Raw genomic sequence first — 13,508 nt, 5'->3', positions numbered from 1 at the left:
GACATGTCGGAGATGCAGCGGCGATCCCGCCCATACGCTTTCAGAGTGCGGGCAGGCGGTACATGCCCTGGCGCGAGAAGGCGAGCGAGGAGCCGTCGGCGATATGCCCTGCGAAGCGGGCGGCGATGATGCGCAGGGCGGTCTGGCGGCCCTTGGCGATGAGCGCGCGGCGCGACGGCAGAAGCGGCGCGTGGCCCGGCATAAGCAGGGTCTGGGACCAGATCAGCGGATGCAGTTCCTGAAGGTGGTGTTCGAGGATCCAGTCGACGCAAGCGTGGATCTCGGCCCTTGTGCGGTCGGCATGGGGCGCGAGCACCCGGTCGCCCGCGCCGGGCGCCATTGCGATGGCGCAGAAGGCGGCGAGGAGATTGATGATGTGCTGGTCGTCCTTGCGGGCGAGAATGTCGCGCAGCCCTTCGATGAAGAAACCGGGTTCCAGCAGGTCGAGCGCGCGTGGCTCGAGCGCAAGGGCATCGAGATAAGCCCAGGCATAGGCGCCGGCGCCCCAGGTGTCTTCGGTTTGGGCGGCGACGCGGCGGGCGGCGACCTCGAGCGCCTGCACCCCACCGGCATGGGGCGGCAAGATGTGACGCCCCATGGCGCGGATATGGCGGTGACCGTCGGGGTCGAGCGCGATCAGGGCCTCATATTCTTCGGCTACGCGGTGGCCGCGTTTGTCACACGCCGCGATCAGGGCGCAACGGGCCGCGGCGATCGAGGGCGCGTCGATGGCCGGGCCGTCATAGGGCTCCAGGATGGCGTCGGCGCTGGCGATATGCCGGGCGATGGCGCGGGCGGCGGCGGCAGGATCGTCGCGCGCGGCGATGTTGCGCCAGGCCCAGGCGATGTCGATATGCGCGAGCGCGACGACGAGGGCCGCAGGGTAGTCGCCCGGCATCTCGTCCAGCACTTCTTCGAGCGCCTCGATGGCGTCGTCGGGCGGGTGCTGGCCGTCATGCAGGGCGTCTTCGGCGGCGGCGACGATATCGCTGCGCGCGCCGGCGGCCAGCAGGAGTGAGGCGGTTTCGCCCCCCGGTGTGGCAAGCCGCGTGTGATCGGCATACTGAATCTTGTCCGACAGGGTATCCCAGGACTCTTGCCGGGCCAGTTGCAGACCGCGGTCCTGGTGGGTGGCGCGGGCCATTTCCTCGTCCGAGACGGGCAGGGACGGCACGATGATGCGCTTCGCCAGGGAATCGATATCCTCGACCGCGCGACGCGGCGCCGTCTCGGCGCGGGCGGGTGTGTTGCGCGGGCCAAACCACTTGCGCAGGCCGCGCGGCGCTTTGGTGGAATGGGGGCGGGGCGCGCCGTTTTGCGCGCTGTCATCTCGGGGCTGTCGTGCCATACTGCGGCCTGCTCGTTATCTCGGGGTCTTTCTGACCGGCCAATCCGGCCAAAAAGCGGCACTGCTGCGGAGACAAGTGGGAATTTGCCAATCCCCCTTATGTTCTTGATTCGCAGGGGGGTTCGGGGCAGACTGCGCCGATGCTCAGGATTGCTGCCTTCTTTTTATGCCTGTGCTTTCAGTCACTTGCCGCGGCCGGGGAGGACGCGGTGTTTCTGAAGGACGGCGTTGTGACGCGGGTTTCACCCCCTGCGCGCGATGGCAATCTGCCGCGCACGCGATGGGAGCATGTGGGTGGGTCCAAGTTGTGGACGCGCGCCGCGCTGGCCGCGCTGAAGGATCACGGCAAGCCCCTGACCGACATCGTGCCGCGCGACATCGCCGACTGGTGCCCGGCCTTTCCCAATGCCAGTCCGGCCCAGCGGCGGGCCTTTTGGGTCGGCTTTCTGTCGGCGCTGGTGAAGCATGAGAGCACCTATCGCTCGTATGCCGTGGGCGGCGGTGGCCGGTGGTACGGGTTGACGCAGATTCTGCCTTCGACCGCAAGGCTTTACGGGTGTCGCGGGCGGAGCGGAGGCGCTTTGAAGCACGGGCCGACGAACCTGAGCTGCGCGATCCGGATCATGGCCAAAACGGTGACGCGCGATGGCGTGGTGTCGCGGGGCATGCGCGGCGTGGCCGCCGATTGGGGGCCGTTGCACAGCCGCAGCAAACGGACCGACATGATGGCGTGGACGCGGCGCCAGACCTATTGCAAGCCGATGAGCAGCGTGCGCCCGCAGGCGCGGCCCGATGACCTTGTGGTGGTGCGCACCTTGCCCGCGCCCGAACCGGAGGCGATCGGGACCGAGCCCGTGGTGCAGGACCTGCCGGAGGTGGCCGAGGGCGACGCCGCCGTGAGGGAAGTGCCGGCAGCCGCCGATGCGGCGCCCGAGCCGCAGCCGATTCCGGTCAGCGAGTAAGGCGGATCATTTGATGCGAAAGGCGCGGCGGATCTCGTCGAGCGCCTCGCGTTGTTTCTGGTTGATGTCGCCGTTGCCCGCTTGCGCCGTGGCGGTGACGACCGACAGGAGCGGCTCGAAGCCGGCCTGACCGTCGAGCTTGTAGAGCTTGCGCGACAGGCGCGGCACGGCGGTTTCCGGGCCGTGACATTCGGACACGAACCAGTGGCCGAGGATCAGCGCCTCGTCGGCGTCGGTGACGGACATGCGCAGCTGGTCGCGCAGGGCGGCATTGAGCGCGTCGCGCTGTTCGCGTGTGGGCAGGTCGTCCATTTCCAGAAAGGCGGTGCCGAGGGCGGCGATGGCGAGGTTCGGCTCCTCGATCGTCTCGACCGGATGAATGTTGGTTTTCTGCCGGAAGCCGAAGCGCCGGGCCGCCGCGCGCACGTCGCGGGCCATGTCGGTCACGTCACTGGCGACATGGGCGGCGTTGCGGGCGCGGATGACGAGGAAATAGGCCGCCGTAGCGATGCCGATGAGGCCGAGAATGATGTGCATAGCTGAAATTCCTTGCGACGAACTGCAGTCAGATAAGCCGCCCCCGAACGGCGGCGCAACGGCGTTTTGCGGAGGCGTTTGATCTGTCAGTCGCAGTGTGGCCGAAAAGGTTTCAATGCCCTTTCAGCTGCCGCGGATGCGGGTCACCATTTCGGTCGTGTCGGGGCTGAGGTCGGGCGTCGCGAGGATACGGTCGAGCTGGGACTTTATGAGATCCTGCCGCGTGGCGTCGTAGCGCCGCCATGTCTCGAAGGCCGAGCACATCCGCGCGGTGGTTTGAGGGTTGAGGGGGTCGAGCCGGATCAGCCAGTTGGCCAGTAGTTCGTAGCCGGCGCCCGACACGTGGTGAAATCCCGCCGCGTTCATCGTGAGTGCGCCCAAGGTGGCGCGGAAGCGGTTGGGGTTTTTCATCGTGAAATCGGGGTGTTCGGTGAGGCGGGTCGCCGTGGCGGCGGCGTCTTCGGGGGCGGCGTGGACGACCTGCATCATGAACCACTTGTCGATCACGAGGCGGTCCTGCTGCCACTGGTCGTAGAAGGCGCGGGTGGCCGCGTCGCCCTTGCCGGCCTGAAGCAGGCAGGAGAAGGCGGCAAGCTGTTGCGTCATGTTGTCGGCGGCATCGAATTGCTTTTGCGCCTGAGCGCCACCGTCGAGCCGGTTGATGAGGCTGAGGGCCGCGTTGGCGAGCGATCGCGCGCCGGATTGCTCGGCGTTGGGCCGGTAGGGTTCGGACACCTGGAATTGGGCATATAGGCGCGTGGCGGTGTCCTGCATCCGCTCGGCGCGGGCGTGGCGCAGGGTCTCGATGGCGTCCCAGATGGCCTGCGGGTCGGGCGTGGTGCCGGTGTCATGGAGCGTCTGGGCAAGGTCGTCCTGGCTGGGCAGGCCGAGAGCGAGGGCGCGGAAGGCCGGGTCGAGGGTGTCGTCGCGGGCAACGGTGTGTACGGCGTCGATATAGGCCTCGTCGGGCGCGGCGCCGTCGCGGATCATCGCCACAAGGGCGTCGCGGGCAAGGTCGCGGCCCGCTTCCCACTTGTTGAACGGGTCGGTGTCGTGGGCGAGCAGGAAGGCGCGTTCGTCTTTGGTGGTCTCGCGGTCGATGATGACGGGCGCGGAGAAGCCGCGGAGTATGGAGGGGATGGGTTTCGACGACAGGCCGTCGAAGGTGAAGCTTTGCTTGGCTTGCGTCATTTCGAGCACCTTGGTGGGCTGCACCTCGTCGCCGTTGGGCGACAAAAGGCCGACCGCGATGGGGATGACGCGGGGCGGCTTGTCGTCCTGTCCGGGGGTGGGCGGCGTGTGCTGCTCGAACGTCAGGGTATAGGTGCCGTCTGCGTAGTCTTCGGACACGGCGACGCGCGGGGTGCCGGCGTCTTCGTACCAGCGTTTGAACTGGGTAAGGTCGCGGCCGGTGGTGTCCTCGAACACCTTGAGCCAATCCTCGATCGTGGCGGCGTCGCCGTCGTGACGGGTGAAGTAGAGGTCGAGGGCCTTGTAGTAGGCGTCATCCCCCACGAGGGTTTTCAGCATCCCGATGAGTTCGGCGCCTTTTTCGTATACGGTGGCGGTGTAGAAATTGTTGATCTCGACAAAGCTGGCGGGGCGGACAGGGTGCGCGAGCGGGCCGTTATCCTCGCGGAATTGCCGCGCGCGCAGGGTGATGACGTCGTCGATGCGCTTGACGGGTTCCGAGCGCATGTCGGCGGTGAACTGGGCGTCGCGGAAGACGGTGAGACCTTCCTTGAGGCAAAGCTGGAACCAGTCGCGGCAGGTGATGCGGTTGCCGGTCCAGTTGTGGAAATACTCATGCGCGATGATCGCCTCAATCCGCTGGAAATTCATGTCGGTCGAGGTTTCCGGGCTGGCCAGAACGGCGGAGGAGTTGAAGATGTTCAGCCCCTTGTTTTCCATCGCGCCCATGTTGAAATCGTCGACCGCGACGATGTTGAAGATGTCGAGGTCGTATTCGCGGCCATAGACGTCTTCGTCCCATTTCATGGACTTCTTGAGCGCCTCCATGCCGAAGGCGCATTTGTGTTCATCGCCGGGGCGGACCCAGATGTTGAGCTCCACGTGCTTGCCGGATTTAGTGGTGAAGGTGTCGGGGTGGTTTATGAGGTCACCGGCCACCAACGCGAAGAGATAGGCGGGTTTGGGCCACGGGTCGTGCCATTCGGCAAAGCCGTCGCCGGATGCGCCGGGGTTGCCGTTGGAAAGCTTGATGGGCGCGTCGCCCTCGATGCGGACGTCAAAGGTGGCCATCACGTCGGGGCGGTCGGGGTAATAGGTGATCTTGCGGAACCCTTCGGCCTCGCACTGGGTGCAGTACATGCCGTTCGACATGTAGAGACCTTCGAGGGCGGTGTTGTTGATGGGGGCGATTTCGACCTCGGCCTCCCACGTGAAGGGGGCGTCGGGGGCCTGCATCGTCAGGCCGCGAGGCGTGATGTCGGGCGTGACCTCGGCCCCGTCTATGCGGGCGGAAATGAGCGTCAGGTCCTCGCCGTCGAGGCGCAGGGGGCCGCCCGGGCCGTCGGGGTTGGGACGGAAGGCGATCTTGCTGAGAACGCGGGTTTTTTCCGGGTCGAGCCGGAAGGTGATCGAGACGTGATCCACCAGATGCGCGGGGGGCGTGTAATCGGCAAGGTAGATGGCTTGCGGGGCGGCGTCTTTCATCGCGTGTCTCTCCGGCTGTGCAGCGTTTGCGCGGAGGGTAGGGCGATGCGGCAGGGGAGGCAACGCGGAAAGGGAATTGCGTGTACAGGCGAAGGCACGGGCCCCTTGGCGCCGGGATGCAATTTGGCGCTTCAGGGGCTTGCCGGCCTTCGCCTGCGCCTTGAAACTAGGCGGCCGGGCTTTGGAAATGGTTAACGGGACGGCAAATTTGCAGTCCCGCTTGTGCGCATGTTGAGGTTTTCTTATCTGTGCGGGATATTATCCTTAGGTCGTAACCGCAGCAGACGAAGGACACACATGACGCGCCCCGTGATCGGCATTATCGGCAACAGCCACGCGATTGACGACCGCTATCCCGTGCACGCGGTCGGGCGCATGAATTCCGAGGCGGTGTCAGAGGTGTCGGATTGCATCCCGATGCTGGTGGCAAGCGACCCCGCGCTGGTGAGCGTCGAGGAGTTGATGGAAATTTGCGACGGGTTCGTTCTGACTGGCGGGCGGCCCAATATTCATCCCGAAGAATATGGTGAAGAGCCGACGGAGGCGCATGGCGCTTTCGACCGCGAGCGCGATGCGCTGACCCTGCCGCTGGTGCGGGCCTGCGTCGCGCGGGGGCAGCCAATTCTGGGCATCTGCCGGGGATTCCAGGAGGTCAACGTGGCGATGGGCGGTACGCTGCATCCCGAGATCCGCGAATTGCCGGGGCGGGACAACCACCGGATGCCACCCGATGGCACGCTGGAGGAAAAATTCGCGCTGCGTCACGAGGTGCGCTTTGCGGAGGGTGGCGTTTTCCATCGGCTGATGGGGTCAGAGAAGGTGATGACCAACACGCTGCATGGTCAGGGGGTTATCCGGGAAGGCAAGGGCGTCGTGATTGACGGTTATGCCCCGGATGGGACGCCCGAGGCCGTCTACATCGAAGGCGCGCCGGGCTTTGCGCTGGCGGTGCAGTGGCACCCGGAGTGGAACGCCGCGAACGACCCGGTCAGCCGATGCCTGTTCGAGGCGCTGGGCGATGCGGCGCGTGCGTGGCAGGCAGGTGAGCGGGGGCTGGCGCTGCGCTCGGCCTGAGGCCCGTTGCATCAGGTCCGGTAGATTGATGCAGGACAAGGCGCGCGCTGTCATGCCGTGAGACGATCCTTTCCGTTCCAAATGGGAGGATCGTGCGATGAATATCCTGATTGCCTATGCCACGACCGAGGGGCAGACCCGGAAGATATGCCGCTTTTGCGCCGACCTGCTGATCGAGGCGGGACACAGCGTGGAGCTGTTGCAGGTCAGCGGGCGGGCCCGTGACCTTGACCCGGCGCGCTATGACGCGAGCCTTTTGGCGGCGTCGGTTCACCTGGGACGGTTTCAGAAGGACATGATGAAATTCGCGACGCAGCACGGCGCGGCGTTGAGCGCGCATCCGTCGCTGTTCTTGTCGGTGTCGTTGGCCGCCGCAGGGGACGACGCGCAGGATTGGGCCGATCTGGAAAGGATCGTGGCGACGTTTTGCGACGATACGGGATATCGGCCCGGGCAGGTGGAACAGGTGGCCGGGGCGTTTCGATTCACGGAGTATGATTTTTTCCGCGCCTGGGCGATGCGTTACATCGCGGCTGTAAAAGGCGAAACGGTCGATCCGCATGGCGACAAGGAATACACCGATTGGGATGGCTTGCGCCGGGTCGTGACGGCATGGGCCGGGGCTGCGACGCCCTGAAGAATACTGCGAAACGTCTCAGTAATGCGGACCGTCGGTGTCTTCGATCAGCAGCGCGGCCTCGTGTTTCTTCAGGCAGGTGCGGGCGGTTTCCAGATGGTGGCCGGGGGTCGTGCGCAGTTCTGGGAAGAGGGCGAAGAGTTCTTCGCGGGCGGCCTCTTCGATGGCGCCCAAGCCAACGTCGCCGGCGTGGAAGCTTTCCGTGGCGAAGCCCTCGGCGTAGATGACCTCGTGGTGGTCGAACATCAGGTGGATATACGTGACCTCGTCGCGGGGTTGGCGCAGCACGTCGCGCCCGTCGACGAGGTGCTGGGCGGGCACCAGCACCTCGGATTCGCCAAAGAGAAGCTCGGCGCGGTAACCGGTGTAGAGGATGCGGTGCTGCGGCGAGACCAAAAGGCCCTTGCGCGTTGGGTCGAGCGCGTTGGCGCCGACGCGGATGGGGGCGAAGCGGCCGTGGCCCTGAACCGTGCGCTTGCCGATCCAGCGGATCGGGCGAAGGCCCTGGTCGCGGGTCACGACCATGTCGCCGGGTTGCAGGGTTTCGATCGCGCGGTCGCCGTGGCTGGTGAGGATCATCGTGCCCGGGGTGAAGCAGATGATGTTCTCGATCTCGGAGAAGGTGACGGGCGTGCCGTCGGCCATGGTGAAGCTGCCCGACATGCCGGTGCCGGGATCGCTGTCGGAGAAGGTGATGTCGTTTTGGCTGACATCCGATGTCAAAATCAGCGTGTCGCCATTGGTCTCGCCGCTTTCGCCACCCGTGATGGAAATGGCGGCGTTGCCGGTGCCGGTGGTGTCGAGATCCCGAAGCGTGAAGGTATCGTCGCCGCCCGCGCCCAGGACCGTGTCGCCCTGATCGACGGTGATGGTGTCGTTGCCGGAGCCGGCGAAGACCTCGTCGGCGCCGTCGCCGCCGTCAATCAGGTTGTCGCCGCCCGAGGCGTAGATGTCATCGGCACCGTCGCCGCCCAGAAGCGTGTCGTTGCCGTCATCGCCGATCAGGGTATCGTCGCCTGACCCGCCATCGATGCTGTCATCGCCGCCGATGGCGTCGTCGCCGTCAAGACTGTCATTGCCCGTGCCGCCGACCAGTGTGTCGTCGCCGTCCTGGCCGAAGAGGGTGTCGTTGTCGAGGCCGCCATCGAGGCTGTCATTGCCGGTGCTGCCGAAGAGGCTGTCGTTGCCCGCCTCGCCCTGCACGGTGTCGTTATCGGCACCCGCATGGACGGTGTCATTGCCCGCGCCCGCCACGATGGAGTCGGCATCGGTGCCGGTGGCGTTGTCTGCGCCGTCGACGGCGTCGCCTTCGGGGTCGCCGGTATAGCTGGCGTCGATATTGTCTGCGCCTGCAGTGCCTTCGACGATGTCGTCGGGGGCGGGCACGCCCATCGCGGCGAGCGCGTCTTCGTCGGTGACATCGGCAGGAGCGATCCCGACAAGGGTAATGCTGTCGCCGTTGGGCAGGCTGAGCAGCGCGTTGCCGAAGCCGTCGTCGCCCACGGTGACGTCGCGGGTATTGAGCGGGTTGCCATCGGCATCGGTCGCGCCGGAGAAATCCAGTTGGTCCTGTCCCGTGAAAGTCCCGTCGCCGTTGTCGATGGGACCTTCGAAGCCGGTCACGGTGTCGGCGCCGTCGCCATCCGAGACCACGACCGTGTCGGGGGCGCCGTCGCCCGCGCCAAGGTCGATCTGATCGTTGCCCGCGCCGCCCGCAACAGTGTCGGCGCCAGTACCCGCGTTCAGCACGTCGTCGCCCTGGCCGCCGATCAAGGAATCGTCGCCGTCCAGCGCGTCGATATCCACACCAACGCTGTCGGCGCCCGCATCGACCGTGTCGTCCTGATTGGTCAGGGTCAGGTTCTCGATTTCCGAGAACTGCGCGATGATCGCGCCCTCGTCTGCGGTACCGGCCTCGTTGCCGGTATAGGTGACGTCGATACCGGAGGTCTTGGCGGAGAAGTCGACCGTGTCCTCGTCCGCCCCGGTGGTCGTGCCTTCGCCGCCGATGATGGTGTCGTCGCCGAAAGTGGTGGTGAAATCCTCTTCCACGAGGAAGAGGTCGGCGTCGTCACCCCCTTCGATATAGTCCGCGCCGGAGCCGCCGGTGATGGTGTCGGTGCCGGCCCCGCCGAAGAGGCCGACGCCAGCGCTGTCCGAAGTGGCGTCGATGCTGTCGTCGCCCGTGCCGGTGAAGACGTTCTCGACTTGGGAAAAGTCGAGCGTGTCGGTGCCATCGGTCAGGCTGCCCTGTTCGTCGCCGTCAAAGGTCACGGTTGCATCGCCTGTCAGCGCGCCGCCGTCGATCGTGTCGCTGTCGGCGCCCGTGGTCACGCCCTCGCCGCCGGTGATCACATCGCTGCCGAAGCCGTCCTCGAGCACGAAGGTATCGGCATCCGCGCCGCCTTCGATCGTGTCGGCCCCCGAGCCGCCGGTAAGGAGGTCGGCACCGGTGCCGCCAAAGACGGTATCGTCGCCCGCCCCCGCCAAAATCGTGTCGTTGCCGTCCCCGGCGGTCACGGAATCGTTCCCGCCGGTGGTTTCGGTCGTGGCGTAAAGTTCGACCGAGTCGAGTGACGCGCCTTCGGAATCGCTGGCCCCGGCGCCGCGGAATTCCAGCGTGCCGGTGCCGTCGCCTGCGCCGCCGACGAGGTTGTAGGTGTAAGTCTGCCATCCGCCATCGGGGGGATCGATGCTGTCGATCAGCTGGCCGTTCCAGTAGACGTCGATCGTGTTGTCCTGCGCGGTCCCGTCATCGGCGTTGGACAGATCGCCCGCGTCAAAGCTGAGCTGGTAGATCCCGTCCGGCTGAAGGCCCGCGACGGTCTGCGAGATCACGAGTTGCTCGCCCGCGCCCCCTTCCATGTCGAGCCAGTTGGCGCCGTCGGTGGCGGTGAGACCGCCGCGCCCGTCATTGTGATAATCGACGGAACTGCCATTGGCGTCGGTCCAGCCGGGGACGGTGCCGCCGGGCCCCCGAAAGCCGTAGCTCACGGGGGTCATGCCGGTGGTGTCTTCGAACGAGCCGTTGACGATCAGGTTGGGGCCGGTGGGCGTGAAGTCATCGGCCGAAATGCGGTCATTGCCCGTGCCGCCCAGGATGGTGTCGCTGCCGTCGCCGCCGAAGATGTGGTCGTCGTCCGCGCCACCGTCGATCAGGTCCTCGCGGGTGCCGCCGTAGATCGTGTCGTTACCGGCCTCGCCATAGAGCGTGTCGTCCGAGGCGGCGCCGCCAGAATCGAGGATCAGGTCGTCGCCGTCGCCGCCATAGACGGTGTCGCTGCGCTCTCCGCCGTCGATGGTGTCGTTGCCGCTTCCGCCATGGATGGTCTCGGTATTCGCGCCGCCGGTGCCGCTGTCGAACAGGAGATCGTTGCCGTCACCACCCTGGATCAGATCATTGCCCTGTCCGCCATCGACGGTATCGTCGCCGCCGCCTGCGTCGATGCTGTCGTCCCCGCCGCCGCCGTCGATGCTGTCCGTGCCGCTGCCCGAGGTGATGGTCTCGAAACTGGCGTCGCCGGTGACGGTATGGTCGCCGTCGCCGAAGGTCAGCGTTTCGAAATAGTCCAGCAGCGTGGTGCCGCCCAGGCTGGCGTCGGAGACTCCGCCAAAGCCCGCCTCGCCCACGGTGAAGGTCGTAGTGCCGTCGGTGAGGATGATCCGGCCTGTCGCCTTGTCGATGTCGACGGCGTAGTTTGCGGGCAGGGCGGAGAAATCGAGCGTGTGGCCGCCCGCGGTTTCAGAGATCGCAGCCCAGAAGGCCGCGTCGTTCCAGTTGGCGATGGTGACGGTGTAGGTGCTCATGGCGCGCACCACGGCCGCGCACGCAATGTGTCGCGCGATGGCCCCAGGCCGGGGCACTTATTGACCCTGGTCACCATGAATACTGCTCGATCCGTTTTGTCTATGTCGGTTCGTTTGTTGGCCGACGTTGGGATCGACATTAGGAATCGGGCTTGGTCGGAATTCGGGGGGAATGTGGCGAGACTAAGAATTTTCCCTAAAATTTAATGTGTTATCACGCGACCATTGCAAGTGCGGCACGTGGCTCAACCACAAGGCGCGCCTCGTGTGCGCGCAGGCAAAGCCGGGCGGTGTCGCCATAGGCCGAGAGATCGCCGCGCAGGTGCGGGAAGGCGCGGAACATGTCCTCGCGCGAGGCATCCGAGAGCGCACCGACGCCCACATCTGCGGCAAGGAAGCTTTCGGTGGCGGCGCCCTCGGCATAGACGATTTCGTGCTGGTCGAGCATCATGTGGAAGTAGGTGACGAGATGCCGTTCGGTGATGCGCACATCATGACCGTCGACAAGGTGCTTGGCCGCTACCAGGACTTCGCTTTCACCAAAAAGAAGCTGGGTGCGGTAGCCGCTGAAGAGCAGCCGGTGCTGCGGCGAGACCAGCAGAGGGCGGCGCGCGCCCTCCATCACGGTGGAGTTGACGGCGATGGGGGCGAACTTGCCGCGCCCTTCGACCGTGCGGTGGCCCAGCCAGCGAATGGGCTGGGGGCCGTTGTCGCGGGTGATGACGAGGTCGCCGGGGCGCAGTGTCTCGATGGCGCGTTCGCCTTGGGGCGTCAAAATGCGGGTGCCGGGGGTGAAACAGATGATGTTCTCGATTTCCGAGAAGCTGACCGAGGTGCCGTCGGCCAGCGTGAAATTGCCCGAAAGCCCGCCCGCGCCGTCATCGGTGTTGGTGAAGGTGATGTCGTCGAAGGTGACATCGGGCGTCAGTTGCAGCGTGTCGCCGTTCGTCTCGTTGCCTTCGCCGCCGGTGATGGTGATGGTGCTGGAGCCGGCCTCGCCCAGGTCGCCCAGCACGAAGAGGTCGTCGCCGTCGCCGCCAAAGGCGCTGTCGCCCTCGGCCAGATACATCTCGTCATCGCCGAGACCGCCATAGAAGACATCCGCGCCGGTGCCGCCGATCAGCGTGTCGTTGCCCAGATCGCCCACCAGCGTGTCGTCGCCCGCGCCGCCCTCGATGCTGTCGGCGGAGGTGTCGGAACTGGCTGCGGGAACCTGGTAGTCGGCGTCGATCCGGTTGGCGACCAGCCCGGTATCGTCGTTGGTCAGAAGGTCCAGAGAGATCGAAACGATGGGTTGGGAAGTCAGCAACGCGTTGTCGGCGTTGTTGGTGAATTCCGGCATCAGGAAGGTTTCGCCCGTCGTGGTCTGCGAGACCACGGCGGTGAAGGTGCCGGAGGAGCCATCGGCGAAGGTCACGGTCGCGTCGAAGACATGCGTGCTGTCGAGCTGGTAGGTGACGCCGTCGATGGTGATGTTTTCCGGCGTGGCGCCGTTGTCATTGTCGGCCAGCGTGTTGTCGCCGTTGGTGTCGGATGTCACCGCCGTCTGGAAGTTGTTGTAGAGCTCCGAGCCGAGGCCGCCATAGGTGCCTTCGAGGTCGGCCCCGTTTTCCGAGACGCCGTTGGTTTCGGTCGGGTCCACGTCGGCGAAGGTGCCGAGATTGATGACGGTAAAGGTGTTTCCGGCGGTGTTGGTACCGCCGATCCCGGTGCCGCCAGTATCCTGCTCGCTGCCCTTGAGATAGTCGTTGCCGTCGCCGCCGATGATCGTGTCGGAGCCCACATCGCCAAAGACGACGTCGTCGCCCGCCCCGCTTTCGATGCTGTCATTGCCTGAACCGGCCTGAACCGTGTCGGCGCCGTCACCGACGCTGTCGCCATCGGCGTCGGTGTAGCCCGCGTCGATCGTGTCGTTTCCGGCGGTGCCGTCGACCTCGAGGCCGGGTTCCTGGTAGTCGTCGATATTGAAGGCGGGATCACCGGCGTTTACGTCCGGATCAGTGCTGTAGTCCAGCGTTTCGTAACTGCGACCGGCGACAAGAGGGACTTCGGAGACTGTGTAGTAGCCTGTCGCCCCTCCGGCATCGACGCGCAGTGTGATGACGTTGAAGACCTCGCCCGTGACGGTGTCGCGGACGGTCCAGCTTTCCTCGGCGTAGACCGGGGCGCCGGCGGAGGTGTTGCCGCCGACCGTGATGTTCGCGGTCGCGGATTCGCCACCCGCGGCGTCGCTGTCGAGCGTCTGGCCTTCGATCCCTGCCTCGTTGTCGGTGATCGTGGCCGTGCCGGTCGGGGGTTCTTCACCCGACCAGGTTCCGAAACCGCCGATCGTGCCCGACAGAATGCCGAGTGGATCCGTATCGTATACGCGCACCGTGTAAGTCGGCATCGCTCTGCTCCTTCCTCAGGGACCGCCGGTCTTTGCCGGCTGGCCGAACGAAGCGATGACTGCTGGATCGCCCCGGTT

Annotated in this window: 8 protein-coding genes; 3 read left to right on the top strand and 5 right to left on the bottom strand. The window is 65.7% G+C overall.

The annotated features are described in order from the left end of the window. Positions 1 to 40: 40 nt before the first annotated feature. Complete coding sequence (locus tag FIU86_RS12830) at positions 41 to 1,348, bottom strand: hypothetical protein (RefSeq protein ID WP_152475438.1); 1,308 nt, start codon at positions 1,346 to 1,348, stop codon at positions 41 to 43. A 209-nt stretch (positions 1,349 to 1,557) separates the two neighbouring features. Between FIU86_RS12830 and FIU86_RS12825 the strand changes: the two genes are divergently transcribed. Continuing rightward, positions 1,558 to 2,310, top strand: coding sequence for a transglycosylase SLT domain-containing protein (locus tag FIU86_RS12825; RefSeq protein ID WP_254703831.1), 753 nt, complete (start codon positions 1,558 to 1,560; stop codon positions 2,308 to 2,310). 6 nt (positions 2,311 to 2,316) lie between these two features. Here FIU86_RS12825 and FIU86_RS12820 read toward each other — a convergent pair whose 3' ends face one another. Continuing rightward, on the bottom strand, positions 2,317 to 2,847 hold the full coding sequence (locus tag FIU86_RS12820) for a hypothetical protein (protein ID WP_152475436.1): 531 nt from the start codon (positions 2,845 to 2,847) through the stop codon (positions 2,317 to 2,319). A gap of 123 nt (positions 2,848 to 2,970) precedes the next feature. After that, complete coding sequence (gene pepN / locus FIU86_RS12815) at positions 2,971 to 5,523, bottom strand: aminopeptidase N (protein WP_152475435.1); 2,553 nt, start codon at positions 5,521 to 5,523, stop codon at positions 2,971 to 2,973. A 297-nt stretch (positions 5,524 to 5,820) separates the two neighbouring features. Here pepN and FIU86_RS12810 point away from each other — a divergent pair, with 297 nt between their 5' ends. Then, entirely contained in the window at positions 5,821 to 6,597 is a 777-nt protein-coding gene (locus FIU86_RS12810) for a gamma-glutamyl-gamma-aminobutyrate hydrolase family protein (protein ID WP_152475434.1), read from the top strand. Positions 6,598 to 6,694: 97 nt separating this feature from the next. Further along, the gene (locus tag FIU86_RS12805) at positions 6,695 to 7,234 is read left to right on the top strand and encodes a flavodoxin domain-containing protein (RefSeq protein ID WP_152475433.1); all 540 of its coding nucleotides are present in this window, start codon (positions 6,695 to 6,697) and stop codon (positions 7,232 to 7,234) included. 18 nt (positions 7,235 to 7,252) lie between these two features. On the opposite strand, the gene FIU86_RS12800 is transcribed toward FIU86_RS12805, so the two are convergent. Together FIU86_RS12800 and FIU86_RS12795 are read right to left on the bottom strand one after the other, a co-directional pair. After that, positions 7,253 to 11,041 carry a Hint domain-containing protein gene (locus FIU86_RS12800; RefSeq protein WP_152475432.1) on the bottom strand — a complete coding sequence of 1,263 codons (3,789 nt, stop codon included), beginning with the start codon at positions 11,039 to 11,041 and terminating at the stop codon, positions 7,253 to 7,255. Positions 11,042 to 11,255: 214 nt separating this feature from the next. Further along, complete coding sequence (locus FIU86_RS12795; protein ID WP_152475431.1) at positions 11,256 to 13,430, bottom strand: Hint domain-containing protein; 2,175 nt, start codon at positions 13,428 to 13,430, stop codon at positions 11,256 to 11,258. Positions 13,431 to 13,508 lie beyond the last annotated feature (78 nt).

The sequence above is a fragment of the Roseovarius sp. THAF9 genome (assembly GCF_009363715.1).
Classification (GTDB): Bacteria; Pseudomonadota; Alphaproteobacteria; order Rhodobacterales; family Rhodobacteraceae; genus Roseovarius.
Note: the sequence above shows the minus strand (reverse complement) of the source record. Positions and strands in the feature narration are given on the sequence as shown.